This is a genomic window from Thiomicrorhabdus chilensis DSM 12352, from assembly GCF_000483485.1.
Classification (GTDB): domain Bacteria; phylum Pseudomonadota; class Gammaproteobacteria; order Thiomicrospirales; family Thiomicrospiraceae; genus Thiomicrorhabdus; species Thiomicrorhabdus chilensis.
The window spans coordinates 674,801-695,884 of record NZ_KI519609.1 but is presented as its reverse complement, the minus strand read 5'-3'; the positions used below and the strand labels follow the sequence as shown (position 1 = coordinate 695,884).

18 protein-coding genes are annotated in these 21,084 nt (G+C 50.6%); 5 read left to right on the top strand and 13 right to left on the bottom strand.

Features of this window, described 5'->3' with window-relative positions; all coding sequences use genetic code 11:
• Positions 1 to 17: 17 nt before the first annotated feature.
• The 10 genes from folD to purU are packed head-to-tail and all read right to left on the bottom strand — an operon-like array spanning position 18 to position 10,938.
• The gene (gene folD / locus B076_RS0103285; protein ID WP_028486045.1) at positions 18 to 878 is read right to left on the bottom strand and encodes a bifunctional methylenetetrahydrofolate dehydrogenase/methenyltetrahydrofolate cyclohydrolase FolD; all 861 of its coding nucleotides are present in this window, start codon (positions 876 to 878) and stop codon (positions 18 to 20) included.
• A gap of 4 nt (positions 879 to 882) precedes the next feature.
• The gene (locus tag B076_RS0103280; protein WP_028486044.1) at positions 883 to 2,208 is read right to left on the bottom strand and encodes an FMN-binding glutamate synthase family protein; all 1,326 of its coding nucleotides are present in this window, start codon (positions 2,206 to 2,208) and stop codon (positions 883 to 885) included.
• A 35-nt stretch (positions 2,209 to 2,243) separates the two neighbouring features.
• The gene (locus tag B076_RS0103275; protein WP_051347346.1) at positions 2,244 to 2,921 is read right to left on the bottom strand and encodes a GltB/FmdC/FwdC-like GXGXG domain-containing protein; all 678 of its coding nucleotides are present in this window, start codon (positions 2,919 to 2,921) and stop codon (positions 2,244 to 2,246) included.
• 30 nt (positions 2,922 to 2,951) lie between these two features.
• Positions 2,952 to 3,851: a class II glutamine amidotransferase gene (locus B076_RS0103270; RefSeq protein WP_028486042.1), complete on the bottom strand. Its 900-nt coding sequence runs from the start codon at positions 3,849 to 3,851 to the stop codon at positions 2,952 to 2,954.
• Positions 3,852 to 3,862: 11 nt separating this feature from the next.
• Positions 3,863 to 5,197 (bottom strand): type III glutamate--ammonia ligase, encoded by a 1,335-nt coding sequence (gene glnT / locus B076_RS0103265; RefSeq protein WP_028486041.1) that lies wholly within the window; start codon positions 5,195 to 5,197, stop codon positions 3,863 to 3,865.
• Positions 5,194 to 5,676, bottom strand: coding sequence for a hypothetical protein (locus B076_RS12950; protein ID WP_051347147.1), 483 nt, complete (start codon positions 5,674 to 5,676; stop codon positions 5,194 to 5,196). Before B076_RS12950 ends, glnT begins: the two co-directional genes overlap by 4 nt.
• A complete protein-coding gene (locus B076_RS0103255) occupies positions 5,673 to 8,570 on the bottom strand; it encodes an FAD-dependent oxidoreductase (RefSeq protein ID WP_028486040.1) in 2,898 nt (965 codons plus the stop codon). The genes B076_RS12950 and B076_RS0103255 overlap by 4 nt, the downstream gene beginning before the upstream one ends.
• Positions 8,560 to 8,829, bottom strand: a complete 270-nt coding sequence (locus tag B076_RS0103250; RefSeq protein WP_028486039.1) for a sarcosine oxidase subunit delta — start codon at positions 8,827 to 8,829, stop codon at positions 8,560 to 8,562. Before B076_RS0103250 ends, B076_RS0103255 begins: the two co-directional genes overlap by 11 nt.
• Positions 8,830 to 8,838: 9 nt before the next feature.
• Positions 8,839 to 10,080, bottom strand: coding sequence for an FAD-dependent oxidoreductase (locus tag B076_RS0103245; RefSeq protein ID WP_028486038.1), 1,242 nt, complete (start codon positions 10,078 to 10,080; stop codon positions 8,839 to 8,841).
• 9 nt (positions 10,081 to 10,089) lie between these two features.
• Positions 10,090 to 10,938 (bottom strand): formyltetrahydrofolate deformylase, encoded by an 849-nt coding sequence (gene purU, locus B076_RS0103240; protein WP_028486037.1) that lies wholly within the window; start codon positions 10,936 to 10,938, stop codon positions 10,090 to 10,092.
• Positions 10,939 to 11,213: 275 nt separating this feature from the next.
• Between purU and B076_RS0103235 the strand changes: the two genes are divergently transcribed.
• From B076_RS0103235 to B076_RS0103225, 3 genes are all read left to right on the top strand, one after another.
• Positions 11,214 to 11,825 carry an SCO family protein gene (locus B076_RS0103235; protein ID WP_028486036.1) on the top strand — a complete coding sequence of 204 codons (612 nt, stop codon included), beginning with the start codon at positions 11,214 to 11,216 and terminating at the stop codon, positions 11,823 to 11,825.
• 16 nt (positions 11,826 to 11,841) lie between these two features.
• The gene (locus tag B076_RS12945; protein WP_051347146.1) at positions 11,842 to 13,839 is read left to right on the top strand and encodes a methyl-accepting chemotaxis protein; all 1,998 of its coding nucleotides are present in this window, start codon (positions 11,842 to 11,844) and stop codon (positions 13,837 to 13,839) included.
• Between the two features lie 185 nt (positions 13,840 to 14,024).
• Complete coding sequence (locus B076_RS0103225) at positions 14,025 to 14,879, top strand: 23S rRNA (adenine(2030)-N(6))-methyltransferase RlmJ (protein ID WP_028486035.1); 855 nt, start codon at positions 14,025 to 14,027, stop codon at positions 14,877 to 14,879.
• A gap of 154 nt (positions 14,880 to 15,033) precedes the next feature.
• Here the strand turns inward: B076_RS0103225 and lptG are convergent, their stop codons facing one another.
• Positions 15,034 to 16,176: an LPS export ABC transporter permease LptG gene (lptG, locus tag B076_RS0103220; RefSeq protein ID WP_028486034.1), complete on the bottom strand. Its 1,143-nt coding sequence runs from the start codon at positions 16,174 to 16,176 to the stop codon at positions 15,034 to 15,036.
• Complete coding sequence (lptF, locus tag B076_RS12000) at positions 16,173 to 17,282, bottom strand: LPS export ABC transporter permease LptF (RefSeq protein ID WP_051347345.1); 1,110 nt, start codon at positions 17,280 to 17,282, stop codon at positions 16,173 to 16,175. Before lptF ends, lptG begins: the two co-directional genes overlap by 4 nt.
• A 255-nt stretch (positions 17,283 to 17,537) precedes the next feature.
• Between lptF and B076_RS0103210 the strand changes: the two genes are divergently transcribed.
• Complete coding sequence (locus B076_RS0103210; protein WP_028486033.1) at positions 17,538 to 19,031, top strand: leucyl aminopeptidase; 1,494 nt, start codon at positions 17,538 to 17,540, stop codon at positions 19,029 to 19,031.
• Positions 19,032 to 19,040: 9 nt separating this feature from the next.
• Positions 19,041 to 19,508, top strand: coding sequence for a DNA polymerase III subunit chi (locus B076_RS0103205; protein ID WP_028486032.1), 468 nt, complete (start codon positions 19,041 to 19,043; stop codon positions 19,506 to 19,508).
• Positions 19,509 to 19,717: 209 nt separating this feature from the next.
• Here B076_RS0103205 and B076_RS0103200 read toward each other — a convergent pair whose 3' ends face one another.
• On the bottom strand, positions 19,718 to 20,812 hold the full coding sequence (locus B076_RS0103200; RefSeq protein WP_028486031.1) for an LPS O-antigen chain length determinant protein WzzB: 1,095 nt from the start codon (positions 20,810 to 20,812) through the stop codon (positions 19,718 to 19,720).
• Positions 20,813 to 21,084: the final 272 nt, after the last annotated feature.

The following is a 21,084-nucleotide window of genomic DNA, read 5'->3' as shown; positions in this document are numbered from 1 at the left end:
CGCTCAAGCGGATGCAATTAAACGGAATTCAGGTCATGAATCTCACAGGCTTTCAGGGTGTTTTGCAACAAGATCGCAATCGTCATGGGCCCGACTCCTCCGGGAACCGGGGTCACATAAGCGGCTACGTCTCTGGCACGGGGATCAACATCCCCCGTCAAGGAACCATCCGGCAAACGGTTGATTCCGACATCGATGACAATGGCTCCCGGCTTAATCCAATCCGCAGGGATGAAGTTGGGTTTGCCCACAGCGCTGACCAAAATATCGGCCATGCCCACATGGGTTTTCAGGTCGGTGGTAAAGCGATGACAAACCGTGGTGGTGGCTCCAGCCAACATAAGCTCCAACGACATCGGACGACCCACGATATTCGAGGCCCCGACAATCACCGCATGCTTGCCTTTAACAGACAGGTCGTAATGATTCAGTAAATTCATGCAGCCGTAAGGCGTACACGGTCTTAGAGTCGGCATACGCACCGTCAAACGCCCGATATTATAGGGATGAAACCCATCCACATCCTTATGCGGATGAATCGCTTCTATAACCGTTTCCGCATCGAACTGTTCGGGTAAAGGTAACTGAACCAGAATGCCGTCAATTGACGCATCCTCATTCAGTTGCTTGATCAAGTCCAACAGCTCGGGTTGTGTCGCCGTGCTGGGCCAATGCCAAGACTTGGACACCAGGCCTGCCTGTTCGCAGGCCTTTTTCTTGCTGTTGACATAAACAGAGGAAGCCGGATCGTCACCAATCAAAATCACCGCCAGACCCGGAGCCCTCAGACCCTGGGATTTGCGCAGCAACACTTTCTGTCTGACCTGGTCCTTGACTGTTTGTGAAACCGCCTTACCATCAATAACTTGAGCGTGCATGACGTTATGAATACCCCTGCTTACCTGGAATCCAGTCCGTTCCGGCCAATGGCACACCCGCCATGGCAGCCGCTTCCACATTCAAGGCCACCAAATCTTCCGGTTCCAGATTGTGAAGATGCGATTTCCCGCAGGCTCTGGCCAAGGTTTGCGCCTCCAGCGTCAGTACATGCAAATAGTTCGCCAAGCGACGTCCTGCATCCTCAGGATCCAGACGCGACGCCAGTTCCTCGTCCTGAGTGGAAATACCCGCCGGACATTTACCTTCATGATAATCGTCATAATAACCGGCTGCCGAACCGATCTTCTGATATTCCTCGTCCCATTTAGGGTGGTTACAACCCAATGCGACTAAAGCCGCGGTTCCTATCGCCACCGCGTCCGCTCCCAGCGCCATACACTTGGCCACATCGGCTCCGCTGCGGATTCCGCCCGACACGATCAACTGAACCTTACGGTGCATGCCCATCTCCTGCAACGCACGCACTGCTTGAGGCAAAGCTGCCATGGTGGGAATGCCCACATGCTCGATAAATACATCTTGGGTGGCGGCCGTACCGCCCTGCATGCCGTCCAATACGATTACATCGGCCCCGGCCTTCACTGCCAACTTCACATCGTAATAAGTACGGGTCGCTCCGATCTTAATGTAAATCGGCACATTCCAGTCGGTTATCTCGCGCAATTCCTGAATCTTGATCGCCAGATCATCCGGTCCTGTCCAGTCTGGATGACGGCAGGCACTGCGTTGGTCGATTCCTTTTGGCAAGTTTCGCATGTGTGCGACACGGTCCGAGATCTTCTGACCCAACAACATACCGCCTCCGCCGGGCTTGGCACCTTGCCCCAAGACCACTTCAATGGCATCGGCCTTGCGAAGATCATCCGGATTCATGCCGTAACGCGAAGGCAGGTACTGATAAACCAAGGTTTTAGAGGTTTTACGCTCTTCAGGCGTCATGCCCCCGTCTCCGGTAGTGGTAGAGGTTCCAGCCAGGTTTGCGCCGCGTCCCAAAGCCTCTTTGGCGTTGGCGGATAAGGCACCAAAACTCATGCCTGCAATCGTCACCACCGTATCCAGCTTGATCGGGTTTTTCGCAAAACGGGTGCCAAGTGTCACGTCAGTGCCGCACTTTTCACGATAACCCTCCAAAGGATAACGCGACATACTCGCCCCCAAAAACAGCAAGTCGTCAAAATGTGGCACCTTTCTTTTGGCCCCAAAGCCGCGGATATCATAAATACCGGTGTCTGCAGCGCGTTGAATCTCATTAATCACATCTCGGCTGAACGTCGCCGATTCAATCAATCCTGGTTGCTTATCAGTCATGATAGACTCCTTTTCTCAATGTTTAATTGGCTGAGTTAATACGCTGACGCATTATCAACTTTGAAGGTATACAGCTGGCGAGCCGAACCATAACGGGTAAACTCTTCCGGCTTATCTTCACAACCGGCTTCATCCAGCAAGGCCTGCAACTCTTCGATATGTTCCGGACGCATCTCCTTCTCAATGCAATCCGCCCCTAAAGAGGCCACTTTACCCTTAACGTAAAGATGCGCTTCGTACAAAGAATCGCCCAGTGCCTCGCCGGCGTCACCACACACCACCATGCAACCCGACTGCCCCATGAACGCACTCATATGCCCCACGGAACCTTTGACCACAATATTGACGCCTTTCATCGAAATGCCGCAACGGGCCGCAGCATCGCCGTCCACCACCAACAATCCGCCATGCGCGGTTGCCGCCGCCGACTGACTGGCATTTCCCTTCACATGAACCTTGCCGGACATCATGTTTTCCGCAACCCCTTGGCCGACATTGCCCAGCACCGTAATATTGGCCGACTTGTTCATGCCCGCACAGTAATAACCGGCATGGCCGTTGAGGGTAATATCAACCGGCTGATCCATGCCCACACATACGTTATGATCGCCGCTCATGCCATTGACCACGACGGATTCTGTCGAATCTTTCGGCAAATCATGCAACGCCTGATTAAGTTCTCTGACCGTCTGTTTTTTTAAATCGAATTCCATAACCATTCCTTCACATTCATTCTTAAACGTTTACTCTTTGCCCCAGAAATACACTTTGCCGGGATCCGGTTCCCAAAGTTTGGCCTGTTCAATTCCGGGCAAGGTGGATAAGGCGTGGTACTCGGAGGCCATGGCCACATAATCGTCGGTTTCGGCAATCACCGCCGGTTTGCAGGCAATCGGATCACGCACCACGGCAAAACCGTCTTTGGTTCCCACCGTAAAGGTGAAGAATCCGTCCAAGTCCTCAATCGCACCTTCCAAAGCCTCTTTAACGGTGGCTCCCTCTTTCAAGCGCCAGGTCAGATAGCCTGCGGCCACTTCCGAATCGTTTTCGGTTTCAAACACAATTCCTTTGGCTTTCAACTCTTCACGCAGGCGGTTGTGGTTGGACAAGGAACCGTTATGCACCAGACACAAATCCATGCCGGTGGTAAAAGGGTGCGAGCCTTCCATGGATACGCCGCTTTCGGTCGCCATACGGGTATGGCCGATGATGTGCGATCCCTTCATGCCTTTAAGATTAAACTTGGCGGCAATCTCTTTGGGCAATCCAATCGATTTTAGAATCTCAATGGAACGCCCCACGCTCATGATGCTGACATCGGGTGCATAATCGACAATCGCTTCCCTGACGGCAGACTCTTCCCCTTTTAGCTTGAACACCGCCGCATTGGCATTGTGCAACACCGAAACCGGGGTGTTGAACTCTTCTTCCAGCTGTCCGGCCAGCTGATGCCAGTGGTAGTTGGCATCTTCGTGTTGCAGGGTTAATTTCACCATGCCCTCTTCCACTTCATCACCATAGATGGCAAAGCCGGCGCTATCCGGTCCGCGATCCGTCATGGCAATCAACATGGGTTCAAACAGTTCACCAAGCTGGCTTTCAAGCTCGGCATTTTTCAAATAGAGTCCGACTATTCCGCACATAATTTCTCTCCTTAAAAGAATTCCACATAACGGTCAATTTCCCAATCCGAAACATGTCGTTGGTACTCAACCCATTCCATACGTTTGATATCGATAAACTCTTTAACAAACGCCTCCCCAAACTGCTCGTGAAACAGGCTGCTTTTTTCCAATTCGTTGATGGCTTCCGATAAAGACTGCGGCAAGGTTTCAATGCCCAAATCCTCCAATTCTTTGAAAGACAGTTTGTAATGGTTGATGTTTTTAGGCGTGCCGGGGTCGAGTTTCTTCTCCACCCCGTCCAATCCCGCCGCGATAATCGCGGCGGTCACCAGGTAGGCATTGGATCCGGAATCGGGCAACCGGAATTCCAAACGCCCGTAGGGTACCCGCACCATCGCCGTGCGGTTGTTGTCGCCGTAACTGATGAATGCCGGAGCCCAGGTGGCTCCTGACAAAGACCGACCGACCACCAAACGTTTATAGGAGTTGACGGTGGGTGCGGAAAAGGCGCACAAGGCTTTGGCGTGGTGAATCAAGCCGCCCAAAAAGTGATAGGCCATTTCAGACAAACCCAGGTTATTGGCATCACTATCATCGGCAAACAAATTACGCCCCTCCGGATCGGTGACCGACAGGTGATAATGAAAGCCGTTGCCGGTTCTGGAGGAATTCGGCTTGGGCATGAACGAACAGGTCATGCCCATTTCATTGGCAATTTCGCTGCCCGCCATGCGCACGAAAGTGATGCGGTCGGCGGAGGTTTTGGCGTCGCTGTAGGTATAATTGATCTCGAACTGGCCATTAGCGTCCTCATGGTCAATCTGATAGACGTCAAACCCGACCTGCTGCAACGAATCAACGAACTTTTCCAAAAACTCACGTGAGCGCGACATGCCTTTATAGTCATAGCAAGGTTTATCCAACACGTCCGTTTCGTCGAACGGCACCATCTGGCCGTTGTCGTCTTTTCTCAACAGACTGAACTCCGGCTCGATGCCAGTATTCAAGGTCCAGCCCTTTTGCGACAGACGCTCGATCTGCTGCAGCATGATGTGACGTGAATCGTATTCATAAGGTTGGCCATTGACGTGTCCGGTGCACGCGATGCGTGCATAGCCCGGTTGCCACGGAACCAAAGTCAAGGTGCTCAGATCCGCTTTGGCCATATAGTCGCTTTGATGTGGTTCCAGACCCAGCCCCCAAACCGCAAACCCGGCAAACCCGGCACCGGAGGTCACGATGTCTTCCAGACAACTCGCCGGAACGGATTTGGTCTTGGCCACGCCGTGTATGTCAACAAACTGCGCCAGGATGTATTTCACGTCATTGTCGGCGAGGAATTGTTTTGCTTCTTCTAAGGTCATTTTTGCACTCCGTGATTTAGAAAAGGGGAGGTGTTTTTTTGGTGTTCAAGCGTTTTAAACAGGTAGTGCCCGTAAGTCGGGTCACATCCCATTACCAACGTCTCGGTCGCTTCCGGAATCAGCATCCAGACAGACACTCCGGCAACCAAAACCATTAAAAATTCACCAGGACAGGCCTGCCTGAAATCATAAATACAGACTTCAGACATCAATTCACGCCATTGACCTGATATGGAAATCACCACATCCCCCCGTTGGAATGCGTATTGATCTGATTCAAGCTGGTCTCGATGGAAATCAGCCAAATTGATCAGAAATTCTTCGCTGCCCAGGTTGGCAATAAACCCCCGGTTCTCGAACTTCTGATAGTGGAACAAGGCTGGAACCGAGCCCGTCAGGCTTTGCACCAGACCGGACAGGTTCTTGCCTCTTAAAACGGTTAAATGTTCTAAACTAGAGCTTTGCAGTTGAATGCTCATGCTACGTCTCCTTCCAGCAGTTCCTCAGGACGCTGTCGTTTGCCATCCGGATCGTAAAAAGGCAAGGGCACCACCTTGGCTTCAATCAAAGCACCGCTGGTTAGTTTGATATGGATAAGCTTATCCAGCTCTACATGCTCCATCGTGACATCCGCCAAACCGATGGTTTTATCCAAATTCGGACTCCAGGCAACGCTGGTCACGCGTCCGGCAATGTCTCCGGATTCGATGATCAGGTTCGACTCCAATGGAGACTCGTCAGAATCCCCGTTGGAAGGTTCAACCAGCAGTTCAAATCCGACCAGTTTGCGTTTCTGCAAGCTTTTGAGTTTGGCCAAACTGGGCTTGCCGATGAAAAACGGTTTTTTCAGGTGAACCGACCAAGGCATGCCGGCCTCGAACGGATTCATCAAACCGTCGGTGTCCTGACCGACAATAATGTGCCCCTTCTCCAGCCGCAGCAGACGCTGAGCTTCCACCCCAAACGGTTGAATGCCAAATTCCGCTCCTTCAGCCATCAGCGCTTGCCAGACTGGCACGGCATCAGAGGCGTTCAAATGGATTTCATAGCCCAGCTCACCCACAAAGCCAACACGGATCAGGGTCGCATCAAAGCCCAAAACCTGAGTTTGTCGCATGGCCAGATAAGGGAAAGCCTCATTGCTCAAATCCAAATCCGTCAACTGCGCCAGAATTTTACGGCTATTGGGGCCGGCCAGGTTCATCGCAGCAAGTTGCCCGGTGCGGTTCAAGACCGTGGCATCCAAGCCCCATTCGACGATTTTTTTCTGCATCAAGCGATAAGCCGAATCCGAACTGCTGGTTGTGGTGGTCACGTAAAAATGATTTTCCGAATAACGCACCGCCACACCGTCGTCGATAATCACGCCGGTATCGTCCACCATCACCGCATAACGGCTGGCTCCGACTTTCATATTCGACATCGTCATGGTGTAGAGTCGATCCATCAAATTCGCCGCATCCGGACCAAATACTTCCATTTTCCCCAAGGTGGAGACATCGATCAGGCCTGCTGATTCCCGCACCGCCAAGACTTCGGCCTCGATACAGGCCTGTCGATTTAGATCGCTTTGATAATATTCGGGTCTCAACCAGTTGCCCGCTTCCATGAATTTGGCTTGGGATCCCACATGCAGATGATGCAGCGCGGTTTGACGCTCAGGCCTGAAACGCATGCCGCCCAGGTGAGAAACGGGGGTTGGATGGAACATCGGTCGTGCGGTGGTCGACCCGGTTTGGTCGATGCTTTTTCCGGTTAACTTGGCGAGAATGCGAATGCCGTTCATATTGCTGTGTTTGCCTTGGCTGGGCCCCATGCCGATGGTTGAAAAGCGTTTCATCAGCTCTATATTGTCGAAACCTTGCGCAATCGCACCTTTCAGGTCTTTCAACTGAACGTCCTCATCAAAATCGACAAAGGCCTTGCCTTTGGGGTGATCCCAAATCGGATAAGAATGCGAGTGTGGCGTCGGAGACTTTAGGACGTCACATGGACTCAGTGTCTGATTCAAAGCATATTCTGCTGCATTCAGACCGGTCTGTTTTCCATCCTTAAACTGATCATAAATATCGAACACGCCGTTGATACGACCGCATGCAAACACCCCTTGCGGCAGGGTTTTAGGCAAAAGTTGCTGCACCTTTTCATCGTAAGAGAATTTCCCACCCGCTTGATATAACGGTGCACCTGCCGGAGCCCAACCCACACTCATCAACAAGCCGTCGCAGTCCAAGGTATGCGACAAGCCATTAACCTGAAAGGTGACAGCATGGAGTTGTTTTTTGCCATGTGCTTCAATGGACTGAATCTCTTTATAAACCGGAATGCCCAAATCGCTGACCTGCTCATACCAGTCATGACTGGGACGCCCCGTATCCAATACCGCCAATACCTGAATTCCTGCTTTACGGAGATCCAAAGCGGCGCGATACCCTTCAGGATTGGACGTCAGAATCACCGCCTCACCACACGGTGCCACCCCATAGCGAGCTATCAGACGTTGCGCGGCGCTGGCATTCATCACACCAGGCAAATCGTTATTTCTAAATACCGCAGGTTGTTCAAACACCCCGGTCGCCACCACCACCGACAAAGCCGACAGCTTAATCAATCCGCTTTGCGTGTTCACCGCCAACCACTTGTCGCCATAGTATCCGGCCACATAGGCCGAAGAAATCACCGTGATATTGGGCATCTCTTCGATGGTCTGATTTAAGTTGTCGCGAACGCTTTCAAGACTGGACTCGTTGACATATTGATAATCCAAAGACCCGCCAATGAAAGGGTTCTCGTCGATCAAACACACATCAACCCCGTTTTTGGCGGCCTCAATCGCCGCACTCATCCCGGCCGGACCGGCACCAATCACTGCCACATCGCAGTAGTGATAACGCTTGTGCTTGCGCTCTTCTGTCCAATTCGTATCGACTTTCCCTAAACCCGCCATATGGCGAATCAGAGACTCCCATTTGGGGAATAGAAATTTGGGTGAATAGAACGCACGGTAATAAAATCCAACCGGCAAAAACTTTGCGATCGATTCGACCAAGGAGCCCGCATCCCGGGTTAGATTGCCAAAGGTGTTGACGGCTGTCAGGCTGAGACCGTCTTCCGCCGACACCACATCCCCACGGATATTCGGATAATCGACCGATTGGAACAGGGCGTTGATATCGTGGTTGGCCAAGCTCAACAGACCGCGACGACGATGATATTTAAAGCTTCTTCCCATCACTTTAAGACCTTTGGCCCAGAGCGCACTTGAGATGACATCCCCCTTAAAAGCGGGGATGGATTCGCCTTCGATTTTAAAGGTAAGGGATTGTGACCGATCGATCCATTCCAGAGGCTGTTTTTCCAATCTAAGCTTCATTTGCATATCCCTTGGTTGCAACACTGACGTGATGGATGACATCCGTTAAGGTATCTCTCTCAAAGAAAAACCACATGCCGGTAGGTCGGTGATACCACCACTCTTTTTGAATTTGCGGATGACTGTGTCGGTAAAAAACGTGTTCCGCCCAAACGCTTTCCGAAACGTTTTCATGGTCGGGTTCATGCTTCACAAGACCGCCGTAGACAAACTCGCTTAAGGCCCGTCTTCCGATCGGTGGACAATCAATAAATTTCATAACGTCTCCTTAATGTCCGACCGAAGCCGCACCTTTCTCTCCAACCAGATTGAACCTCTCAAACCGATCCAGGCTGAACGGTTTGATCAGTTCATGAGTGGTGTCGGTCGCAACCGTATAGGCCATGGTCTTGCCGCTGATTGGCGTGGCCTTGAACCCCCAAGTTCCCCAACCGCTGTCGAGGTAAAAACCGTCAATCTGAGTCTTGCCCATAATCGGCGCAAAATCCGGCGTGATATCACTCATTCCGGCCCACTGACGCATGATCTTGAGGCGACTGGTGAACGGAAACAAATCCATCATCTGGTCGGTCAAGCCCTCCACAAAATCCAACGTTGAACGGGTTGAGTGCAATTCCGCCGGATCCACCGACGCCCCCATTACCAGTTCGCCGCGCGACGATTGGCTGACATAGACATGAAGGCTGCCGGAAACCACAATGGTATTCATAAACGGCTTGACCGGTTCGGTCACACAGGACTGCAATGGAAACACCTCGATCGGTGTTTTGATGTCGAGCATATTAGTGATTCGGGGAGAAGAGCCCGCCACCATGGAGATGACCTTTTTCGCTTTGATGAAACCGCGGTTGGTCTCCACGCCCACCACCTTTCCAGACGCAGTTTTGATGTCGGTCACCTGGGTTTTCTGATGAATCTCCACCCCTCGCATCTGCGCGCCACGAGCGTAACCCCAGGCCACCGCATCATGTCGTGCGACGGAACCCGGTGCATGATATAAAGCGCCCATCACCGGGTGCTGGCCGTTACACTCCACATCCATGTAGGGAATGTCTTTTTGAATCGTTTCCACATCCACCACCTCACTGTCGATGCCGTGGTGTTTATTCACTTCCGCACGCCAGCGCATGGTGCGCATGGCGCTATCGGTATGCGCCATAGTGTAGTGTCCGCGGGTGGAGTAAAAAATATTCAAATCAAAATCTTCACTCAGGTCATCAAACAGTTTCAAACTCTCGTCATAGAATTTGACCCCTTCGGAAGTTAGATAGTTGGAACGCACAATGGTGGTGTTACGCCCGGTATTTCCGCCACCGATATAGCCCTGTTCAAGCACCGCCACATTGGTGATACCGTGTTCTTTGGCCAGATAATAGGCACACGCCATTCCATGACCGCCCCCGCCGATAATGACGACGTCATACTCTTTTTCTAACGGCTTTTCTTGCGGGAAGAAACGCAACTCTTCTTCCGGACTTTTCCAAGCATATTTAAGCAAACGTAACGGCATGGTGATCTCCTAAGCGAATACGATGGTTTTATTGCCACTCAAAAGCACACGGTCTTCCAAGTGAAATTTAAGACCGCGCGCCAGCGCGTTTTTTTCAACGTCCTTGCCGAGCACCACCATTTCATCCGCCGACTCGCTATGGGAGACACGTCGCACCTCCTGCTCGATGATCGGTCCCGCGTCCAAGTCTTCGGTGACATAATGGCAGGTGGCACCAATCAGTTTCACACCGCGCTCAAACGCTTGGTGATAAGGTTTGGCTCCAATAAAAGAAGGCAAAAAGCTGTGATGGATATTGATGATCTGCCCGGGATATTTGCGGCATAAGTCCGGCGGAATGATTTGCATGTAACGCGCCAACACAATCGTATCCGCCTCATAATGCTCCACCCACTTGACCACTTCGGAAAAAGCCTGTGTTTTATTGTCTGGTGTGACTGGAATGTGTACATAAGGAATCCCGTGCCATTCAACCAAGCCCTTCAAATCGGTGTGATTGGAAATCACGCATGGAATCTCGTAATCCATCTCCCCTGATTTCCAACGGTAAAGCAGGTCATACAGGCAATGATCCTGTTTACTGACCATGATGATGACGCGCTTTTTCTGGGTACCCGACGAGAGTTTCCATTGCATATCAAAACGTTCGGCAATCTCCGAGAACTTCAGCTTGAAAAGCTCTTCGGTCATATTCAGGCTGGAAATCTCATTACGCATGAAAAACATGCCCAACTCTTCGTCGGCGTGATGGTTGGCCTCTGAAATCATGCACTGATGATCGGCCAAAAACGTAGAGACCTGAGACACAATACCAATCTGGTCAGGACAGGAAACGGTTAACACATAAGAAGCACTCATCTTTATTCCTTTAAAGCAACTTTGTTTCACATTTTACAGAAGGTCAATTGCTTTTCAAGAATTATTTATTCTTTTTAAGAAAAATAATATTAAACATGAAAGGAACCCCATAAATCTAATAAGAAAGTACTTTGACAAGCCATAAAAACACTCTAAGATTCACGCCCATGTGCTGAAAACCCATTTGATGAGAGTACAAAAAAGACAAACCAATACAAAACGAAATAAAACATGTACAATAGCTATACAAAAATTACGGATCAGGCGAACAAAAGGTGAATAAAGTCCAAACCTACGGTCTAGTATTCTTGAGTCTTAGTCTGTTGCTGTCCCTGCCCTTTGTGTTCAGTTGGATACAAGATGACGACTTGTACGGACACAGCCTGAACCAAGAAGCCAAACCTTTTGAGTTTAAAGACACGGCTGGCCAGCCTCATTCGCTGGCACAGCACCGGGGAAACTATGTTTTTTTGTATTTTGGCTATTTAAATTGCGATGAAGTCTGTCACAACCAAGTCGGGGTGATGTTCAACATCCACCACCAAACTGCGGAACAAGACATCGACTTCATCTTTGTGACCATGGATCCGCAACGCGACTCGGATGAGATGCTAGATGCTTACTTCAACCAATTCGGTTCCAACTTTTACGCCTTGAGAAGTGACTCAATCAAACAGGTTCAGTCTATTGCCACTTTGTACAATGCGGCGTTTTTCCCCGACAGAAACATCGCCACCGCCGAGGATTATGAAATTGAACACCCGGGAACTTTGTTTTTGATTGATCCCACCGGGAAACTTAGAGTGATGTACCCCAATATGCATTTGCGTTATGACTACATCATTGAAGATTTAACCCAACTTAGAAAACTGAACACGAACCATTAATAAGGTAAGAAACATCATGAATACCGCACAAAATAATCGCCGACTGTCTGTCGACAAAAAAGTGTTTTGGCTATTGCTGGCACATCTTCCGGTTTTGGCCTTTGTGGCTCCAATCGGATATGGAACGGAAAACTTTGCGCTTGCCTCGGCCGGATTGATTGGAGTGCTCACCCTCGTCTCCTATTCACTGCTGAAAGGAACGCGTGGCTTCGGAATCGTTGCGGGTATTTTGGTCATGTTGCTTTCGGCCTCGCTGATCCAAACCCAGCTGGGACGCATTGAAATGCACTTCCACATATTTGTGGGGCTGGCCTTTTTACTGATATTCAAGGATTGGCTGGTGGTGGTCACCGCAGCCGCGGTCGGGGCGGTGCATCACCTGTTGTTGACCTATTTGCAGTTGAACGATGTGGTAATCGGCGGCATGCCGGTGATGCTGTTCAACTACGACTGCAGCTGGAGCATCACCTTTTTGCATGCTCTGTTTGTGGTGATCGAATCGGCGGTGTTGATCTATTACAGCCTGCTGATGAAAAAAGACGAACAGGTGGCCGATGCCACCGCCGAGGCCATCAACCGAGTGGCTCAAACCGGCGACTTCTCGATTCAAGTAGAATTGCATCCTAACGAATCCAATGTTAAAGCTTTGAACCATTTGCTTAAAAGCGTGGGCAATGCGGTTCGCGAAATCAACCTCATCATGCAATCCATCGCCAAGGGCGAATTCAACAATCAAATTGAGAGCGAGTTTACCGGCGACCTGGAAAACCTAAAACAGAATGTGAACGCCACCGCCAGCAATCTGCAGGATGTGATGGCCGTGTTGAACAACTCTCTGGATGCGTTGAAGTCGGGCGACCTGAAACGCGACATCGAGCACAACACCACCGCTCTGGGTGGATTCAAACAGGCCTTGGACAATGCATTGGAAACCAAAGCCACTCTGAGCAACGTGGTCAGCGAGATAAACCAGGCCGTTGAACACATGGCGCGTTCTGATTTTTCTGCGCAAATAGAGTCCGAAGCGGCCGGTGAACTGAAATCGCTGAAAGACAACCTAAACCAAACGCTGTCGAGTTTAAATCAGGGGCTGGGCTTATTCAGCGACAGTCTAACCTCCTTGCTCGAAGGGGATTTGACCACTCAGGTGAACGGACAGTTTGACGGTGACTTGAAACGCCTGCAAGACATTATCAACCAATCCATCAATAACCTGTCGGAGCAATTTGAAGGCATTAAGGACAAGGCCAACACCACCTTGGCCAACGTCAACCAGATCTCGACCGGCAATGCAGATTTGAATCACCGCACCCAAAGCCAGGCGGCGTCCATCGAAGAAACCGCCGCCTCCATGGAAGAGATTGCGGCCACCGTCGAGAACTCCTTGCATAACGCCCAATTGGCCGATGAAAAATCCCAGCTCACCAAAACCGTGGCTCAAAAAGGTTCTGACGTCATGCAGCAGACACGTAATGCGATTGAGGAGATCAATCAGTCGAGCTCCAAAATCACCGAGATTGTCAGCCTGATCGACAGCATTGCGTTTCAAACCAACCTGCTGGCCTTGAATGCCGCAGTGGAAGCAGCCCGTGCCGGCGAGCATGGCCGCGGTTTTGCGGTGGTGGCGGGTGAGGTACGAGCGCTGGCGCAAAAATCGGCGGATGCAGCCAAGGAGATCAGCGGACTCATCAACGAAACCACCCATTTGATCAGCAAAGGATCCGAACTCTCAAACGAATCCAACCACATGCTCAACCAAATCGTCACCCAAGTGGATGAGGTCACCTCGATGGTGGGCGAAATCCGCAACCTCTCGCAAGAACAATCCGCCGGCATCAACCAGATCAATCAGGCGGTCAGAAGCATGGATCAAAACACCCAACAAAATGCCGCACTGGTCGAACAGATGAGTTCGGCCAATCTGGAAATGGAAAGCCAAATGCAGGATTTGGTGGACCGCACCAAAAACATTAAAACCCAAACCACCCGCAGTGCTATTGCAAAACTCAAATAACCTTATGCAAATCTTGGCATGACAAGACGCTAGCCTGTCATGCCCAACCCCAAATAAAACTCACCCAGCTGAACTATTTGACTTCAGGTCTTTTTGCTTCGATATCCTTCATTTGCTCGCTATAATACGGTTTTTCAACCACTGCAATGGCTTATTGCACATTCACACGGGGCTTTGGATTCAACATGCTGAGTTATCTTCACTCTTTTCATGCCGGCAATTTCGCCGACGTTCTCAAGCACACGGTACTGGTTCATACCCTGCAATACCTGACCCAAAAATCCAAACCGGTGTTTTATCTGGACACCCATTCCGGCCCCGGCGGATTCGAACTGGACGCTTCCGAAGCGCAAAAGAACTGCGAATTTGAAAACGGCATCGCCCGCCTGTGGCAAGAAACCGATCTGCCGGGTATTGTGGCGGACTATGTAGAAAATGTCAGACAGTTTCAACAGGCCTGCTCAAACTCAAAAACAAGATTGAGCCACTATCCCGGATCGCCTTGGTTTGCCAGCCACTTGCTACGTGAGCACGACCGTCTGTCGCTGTGTGAACTGCATCCGCGCGAACAGCAGACCCTACAGGCCAATTTCAAACAGGATCGCCGCATCAAGGTATTCAACCAGGACGGCTTTCAAACCGCGATTGGAGCCATGCCGCCCAAAGAACGCCGCGGGCTGGTGTTGATTGACCCGCCTTATGAGGTTAAAACCGACTACGACCGTGTGGTGGAGGTATTGAAAGCCTGCCATCAACGCTTCGCCACTGGCACCTATGCCATTTGGTATCCGGTGGTGCAGCGTCAGCAGATTGCGAAAATGCTCAATGCCATCCAAAACAGCGGCATTCGCAACATTCAGGTTTTCGAATTGGGACTGGAGGCGGACACCCAACAAAGGGGCATGACGTCCAGCGGTATGATTTTGGTGAACCCGCCCTGGACATTGATGGCGCAGATGCAAAACGCCCTGCCTTATCTGGCGCAAAAACTCGGAGGCAAACAGGGAGTCTACCGCATCGAACAACTGGTCGATGAATAGTTATTCACTGTCGACTAGCCAACACAGCCTCTGAAAATTCCAGCGGCAAAATGGACAGGCCTGTTCGTTTTGCGCAAATCATGTCCTAGTTGGACTCAATTTTTCGTCTCAAACTGACTTTTCCCTAACTCGCGTCCTAACGTTATTGTCAGGATCAGCGAACCCGCTTGAGCCAAAGCGTCGCTATCAGCAGCATCAATACCGCCGGCAAAAACGCACCCAAGGCGGCGGGCAATTGATAGACCACACTCAGGTTGCCGAACATCTGGTTCAGCAAATGAAAGCCCATGCCGATCAAGATGCCCACAAACACACGTTGCCCCATGCTGACCTGTCGCTGGGAACCGAAAATCAGCGGAAACACTATGGCGATCATGCCCATTACCACCAACGGCATGGCCAGCTTGCGCCAGAAAGCAAGTTGGTACTCCTCGGCATCCAGCTCATTTTGCTTCAAAAATCCGATGTAACCATACAAGTCGGTCAAACTCATGTAACGGGTTTCAATGCTCAAACTCTCCAACACCTGCGGCTCCAGCGGAAAATCGGCATTCTGACGTTGAATTTTGGTCAGTTGCCAGTCCAGCAAGGGCAACTTGGTCTCTTGCGGTTTAAGCGATTGTTCATTGCCTTCTGGGCGATTTTCAGAACTTTCATACTCCGCGCCGATAAAGGCGATGGATTGTTGGCGGATGCCCGACAACACCCACTGTCCCTGTTCATACAATGCCTTTCTTGCCTGCAAAAACTGCTGTATCTCGCCATCCTGCTGGCGGTAAATCGATACATTGCGCAATTCAACTGGAGAGATCACCTGGCCGACATGAATGTAACGCTCGGGGTCTTTAAGCCAAAACCCGCTGCCACTGCCGATCGAGAACCCTTTTTGCAAAGCCTCTCCGCGAACCTTTTTGGAATAGGCTTCGCTTGCAGGGGCCACAAACTCGCCCAACAAGGCCATCACCAGCCACATCAGCATGGCGGTTTTCAGCACCGCCCAGAGAATGCGCCCTATCGACCAGCCGGTGACACGCAATACCGTCAATTCGGATTGATTCGCCAGCGCGCCTAGGCCCATCAAGGTACCAATCAGCAAAGCCACCGGAAAAATTTCATAGGCATACACCGGTAATTTCAACAGTGTGTATAAAGCGCCTTTGGCCAAGGTGTATTCTTCGGTGAGTTTGCCGACCTGAATCATGAATTCCGAAAAGCCCAGAATTACCAGTAAGACCAACAGCACCAGCAGAGTGTGGGTAAACACCACCTGCCCCAAATAACGTTCAATCCGGTTCATGCCTCGCCCCCTAGTTTTGCGGTCTTCGATCTCTTGAAGCGCCCCAAACTTAGACTGCCAGAAGAGGCAAACAAGGCATACCATAAAAACAGCAACGGAATCGGCCATAAGCCGACATAAAGCGGAATCCCTCCGCTAGACACCCCATCTCTGGCGGTCACCAACAGCTGGTTGTAAATCACATAAAGTACAATCGCGATGAACAGTTTGGCGAAACGCCCTTGGCGAGGCCCGGTTTTACTTAGCTTCAATCCCAACAAGCCCAACACCAGCACACTCACAGGCAACACCAGCCGCCATTGCAACAAGGCCTGATCCTCCAACTTATCCGATTGGAGCAAAACCGAAGTCGGAGCCCAAATACCTTTGGACTTCTGACGGGTAGCCGCTTCCAGTTCGGGGAGATAGCCCTCAAAACGTTCAAAATGCTGCACCGTCAGACTCTCTTTGTTGGCGTGCAGACCTTCATAACTTTTACCGTTCAACAACACCAACGCCAAGCGCTCGTTGATCCACTCAAAACGCCCCTGCGGTGCCGTCAACACCAGATCACGCTCTTGCCCCCGGTACTGAATCCACACATCAAGCATCTGCCCATCCGCCTCTATTTTGCGGGCGTACAATACGCCCTTCTTGTTGGGCAATTCATTGAACTTTCCGGAGACCAGTCCGGCAAAGGGCGCACTGGTCTGCGCCTCCATGATCAATTGGGTCTCTTTCTCATAACTCAATGGGGTGACATACAAAGTAATGGACGCGGTCAGAAGTGCAAACGGCAACAAAAACCAGAAAATAATCTTTTGGAAATAACGCGGCGAGATGCCGCAACTGCTCATCACCACCATCTCATGATCCTGGTAGAGCCGCCCCACCGCCAGCATCACACTCAGCAGCGCCACCAAAGGCAGAATGATTTCCAGCGCCGGTGGAATCTTCAGCAACAATACCTGAAACACCACCGAGGACGGTAACTTGCCTTCCACCGCCAGCGCCAGAAGTTTGGTGGTTTCCGTTCCGAAGGTAATCAGCAACAGCACCGCCAGCACCGCAAAAAAGGTCGCAAACAACTCTTTTAACAAATATCGATCGAGAATTCGCAAAACCATCCCCTGAAACATTAAAATGGTAGAATTATTAAAATTAAACGCAAAGACTGCGTGAACACCGGGCTTTTTAAAAGCGCATAACTGCAAAGCTTTCAAAATCAGCAGGCCTGGTCGTCCGTATGAATGAACTTATCGTTCAAATAACCGCTTCACACAACAAGATTGTGCCTGTTTTATCCATAAGGTTGTTTGACGAACGCTCTCATTATACGAAACAAAGTCATGAATAACTCTTAAAAAAGGCTTTTTATCACGATGAAACGAATTTCTTTTAGCTTCAATCCAGCCGCTTCTACCAACTCCTACGACACCTTGGTTCTTCCAGTCTTTGCAGACGGCAAACTGGCCGAGACCTGTCAGGGAATCGATCCAGACAAGACCTTGAGCACCTTGGTTTCAGAACTTAACGAAAACGCCGACTTTACGGGTAAAGCCGGCAAAACCCTGATGGTAATGCAGCCGTTTGACAAGACCTCCAAACGCGTTTTCCTGGTGGGTCTGGGCAAAGCTGAAGAACTGACTTTCAAATCCTACTTGAGTGCCATCAAGGCGGCGGCCAGTGCTATTGAAAACAGCGGTGCGCAAACCGTGTACAACGCCTTGGTTCTGGTTCAACCGGCTGACAAACCGCAGGCCTGGTCAGTTCGTCAGAACGCCCAGGTTTTCCAGCAGAGTTTTTACGACTACGCTCATGAAAGCCGCGGCGAACACCATCCTAAAGACCCAAAGTTGAACGCCATGATTTTTGCCGCTGAAGAGACCCCAGAAAACCGGTCCGCTGTTGAACAGGGACAGGCCACCGCCTTGGGCATGGCTTTGACCCAGGATCTGGCAAACATGCCAAGCAACTTCTGCACCCCTGCTCACCTGGCTGATACGGCCATTGAACTGGGCAAAACCTACGGATTTGAGGCCAATATTCTTGAACGCGAGCAGATGCTGGAGATGGGCATGGGCTCCTTCATGGCCGTTGCCCAAGGCAGCATCACCCCGCCTAAAATGATCTGTCTATCCTATAAAGGTGCAGGCGATGAAGCTCCAATTGCCTTGGTGGGCAAAGGCGTGACTTTCGATACTGGCGGAATCTCCCTTAAACCGGGTGCCGGCATGGACGAAATGAAATACGATATGGGCGGTGCCGCAACCGTTTTGGGCGTATTCAAAGCCTTGGGGGAACTGAAACCCAAAATGAACGTGGTCGCGGTCATTCCGGCAACCGAAAACATGCCTTCAGGCAACGCCATCAAACCCGGCGATGTGGTCACCTCGCTGTCCGGTCAGACCATCGAAATTCTCAATACTGATGCTGAAGGTCGTTTGATTCTGTGTGACGCCCTGACTTATGTTCAGCAAACTTACCAACCGGCCAAAATCATCGATATGGCCACCTTGACCGGTGCCTGCATCATTGCCTTAGGCAACCATGTTTCCGGACTCATGGCCAACGACCAGACCATTGCGGACGATCTTCTGCAGGCCGGCCTGGAAACCTATGACCGCTTCTGGCAAATGCCGCTGGGTGAAGAGTGGGACGAACAACTCAAATCCAATTTCGCGGACATGGCCAATATCGGCGGACGCGCCGGCGGTACCATCACCGCCGGTCAGTTCCTGGCGCGTTTCACCAAAGACGTCACTTGGGCGCACCTGGATATTGCCGGAACCGCCTGGGTCAGCGGTGATAATAAAGGAGCCACCGGACGTCCGGTTCCTGCCGTGGTTCAATACCTGCTGACTCAAGCGGGCTAATGGATTTCGATGACTTTGGACACTGATGTGCAACAAGATGCTGAAGCACCGCCAAAAGACGTGCTGTTTTATGTTCTGAACAGCACCGCGCCGGAAAAGCGTGAACGCTTTTTAAGCAAGCTGCTGAATAAAATCCAATCGGAAAAACGTCAGGCGGACGTGCGTTTTGAAAACGAGCAGGAAGCCCTGCGCTATGATTTGACCCTGTGGGATTTTCAACCTCACAGCTTCATCGTACACAGCGTGCAAGGCGAACTGCCCGCACCGATTCAGCTTTATGGCGAACAAATCGAGCGGCCATGTAAGGATGTATTGATCAACCTGCACCCGCTCTTTCCGCAAACGTTTGAAAGCTATCAACGCACCATCGAGATTCTCGATCAAACCGATTACCTGGTGCAGATGGGACGCGAACGCTGGAAAGCTTACAAAGCCAAAGGCATCGAACCCAAAGTTCATAAAATCGGTTTTGATTGAAAGCGATTGTCATCCAAACTTCGCTTTTATGCTGAACCCTCACCTGTCTTGAACCCACACGCTGTCATGCTGAGCTTGTCGAAGCATCTTACAAGGTTCTGCACTGCGTTATCCGAAGAGCCTTTAACAGTCGAGAACAACAAACCATGTATCCTCCAACAAAAAACCGGCCTTAGAGCCGGTTTTTTTCATGCCTACAAACCAAGAAATCAAACGGTTGGCAATGCTTTCTGCTCCATCTTGCGGTTCTTGACTGCGCGACGAATCAAAGCCACAAACACACCCAACATCAAACCAAGTACACCGCCGACTGCCAGAATCAGGGCTTTTTTGGGTTTGATCGGTTTCGCCGCCGGCAAAGCGAACTGGTCAACCGTGACCACTCCGAATTTCTTAATATCCAGCTTAAGCTCCTGCAACTCGGAAAGCTTTTGTTGCAGGCCGCGTAACTCTCCAATGAAAGGGTCATCGTTCTCTCTGGATTTCAAGGCACTGAGCTCGGCCTCAAGCAGTTGGTAACCTAGGTAATACAGAGGCATCCCTTGGCTCTTGCCCCCTTCCATATTAACGATATTAACCTGAGGCGCAGACATCATCGGCTCCTTCAAATCCAATGAACGTGCGATATTGGCGGCTTCTTGAAGCTGTACCACGCGATCCAATCGACGCTCTTTTTCAATCTTGCGCAAGCTGGCGACCTGATCATGGAGGCGTTGCTGACGAATACTCATTTCAGATTGAATGTCTTTAAAAAACTGATGGGCAGTCTTTTCTTGAGCCAACGCGATCAAGGCATTGAGAATATCGGCGGTCTCCTGCGGGCTGCGTTCAAGCGACAGGTCAACCGAAACCTGATTGCCGCTGGCGTTTTTCTTAGGCAGGTTGACACCGATGCTTTTCGAAAACTGATCGAATGCGCGGTTCAACACCGCAACCTTCTGAGATTCATCAACCTGTTCCAACTCCTGAACATACAACTCCACCAAATTGAAGCGATTGAAAATCGCCTGGCTGACATCACGGGACTTCAGGTGTTCAATAAAATTCTCATACACTTCCGGCGGTTGATAAAATGATTTGTCTGTCAACAGGTTCAAAGCGTTCATTTCCTGAACGTCCTCTACGGTCGGAGGCAAAAAGTAAGCCGTTGATTTATACACCGGCGTGGCCGTAAAGGCATACAGGCCTGCCAAAATTACCGCGGCCACAAAACTCAAAACAATCGTCCACTTCTCCTGAACCAAACCGTTCCACAGTTCAAACAGGTCAATTTCGTCATTCTCAAACGATTGTCCAGATTGCATTGGTGCAGCGCCTGTTGATGCTGAATGGGCGGAGGGTGATGGTTGACTCATAAACTTTCCTAAACTCGATAATGTGGCAATGCCTTTAAATCAAAGGCTACGATGTTTCATGACCGTAATTCTACTATATTTTTAAGGTTCCCAAAGCACTATCCTAATGAGCCAATTCGAGCCTTTTTATTAACCCCTTCATCATTAAGGGCTTATTAGCATTCTATTTGTGAACAATCTTCACTATAATGATTTTTACCGAGCTTAACTTTGTCACCGTT

Excerpts from the sequence above, each read along its gene's own strand:
- folD (WP_028486045.1), bottom strand. The coding sequence starts at position 878 with ATGCACGCTCAAGTTATTGATGGTAAGGCGGTTTCACAAACAGTCAAG.
- B076_RS0103280 (WP_028486044.1), bottom strand. The coding sequence starts at position 2,208 with ATGACTGATAAGCAACCAGGATTGATTGAATCGGCGACGTTCAGCCGA.
- B076_RS0103275 (WP_051347346.1), bottom strand. The coding sequence starts at position 2,921 with ATGGAATTCGATTTAAAAAAACAGACGGTCAGAGAACTTAATCAGGCG.
- B076_RS0103270 (WP_028486042.1), bottom strand. The coding sequence starts at position 3,851 with ATGTGCGGAATAGTCGGACTCTATTTGAAAAATGCCGAGCTTGAAAGC.
- glnT (WP_028486041.1), bottom strand. The coding sequence starts at position 5,197 with ATGACCTTAGAAGAAGCAAAACAATTCCTCGCCGACAATGACGTGAAA.
- B076_RS12950 (WP_051347147.1), bottom strand. The coding sequence starts at position 5,676 with ATGAGCATTCAACTGCAAAGCTCTAGTTTAGAACATTTAACCGTTTTA.
- B076_RS0103255 (WP_028486040.1), bottom strand. The coding sequence starts at position 8,570 with ATGAAGCTTAGATTGGAAAAACAGCCTCTGGAATGGATCGATCGGTCA.
- B076_RS0103250 (WP_028486039.1), bottom strand. The coding sequence starts at position 8,829 with ATGAAATTTATTGATTGTCCACCGATCGGAAGACGGGCCTTAAGCGAG.
- B076_RS0103245 (WP_028486038.1), bottom strand. The coding sequence starts at position 10,080 with ATGCCGTTACGTTTGCTTAAATATGCTTGGAAAAGTCCGGAAGAAGAG.
- purU (WP_028486037.1), bottom strand. The coding sequence starts at position 10,938 with ATGAGTGCTTCTTATGTGTTAACCGTTTCCTGTCCTGACCAGATTGGT.
- B076_RS12945 (WP_051347146.1), top strand. The coding sequence starts at position 11,842 with ATGAATACCGCACAAAATAATCGCCGACTGTCTGTCGACAAAAAAGTG.
- B076_RS0103225 (WP_028486035.1), top strand. The coding sequence starts at position 14,025 with ATGCTGAGTTATCTTCACTCTTTTCATGCCGGCAATTTCGCCGACGTT.
- lptG (WP_028486034.1), bottom strand. The coding sequence starts at position 16,176 with ATGAACCGGATTGAACGTTATTTGGGGCAGGTGGTGTTTACCCACACT.
- lptF (WP_051347345.1), bottom strand. The coding sequence starts at position 17,282 with ATGGTTTTGCGAATTCTCGATCGATATTTGTTAAAAGAGTTGTTTGCG.
- B076_RS0103210 (WP_028486033.1), top strand. The coding sequence starts at position 17,538 with ATGAAACGAATTTCTTTTAGCTTCAATCCAGCCGCTTCTACCAACTCC.
- B076_RS0103205 (WP_028486032.1), top strand. The coding sequence starts at position 19,041 with ATGACTTTGGACACTGATGTGCAACAAGATGCTGAAGCACCGCCAAAA.
- B076_RS0103200 (WP_028486031.1), bottom strand. The coding sequence starts at position 20,812 with ATGCAATCTGGACAATCGTTTGAGAATGACGAAATTGACCTGTTTGAA.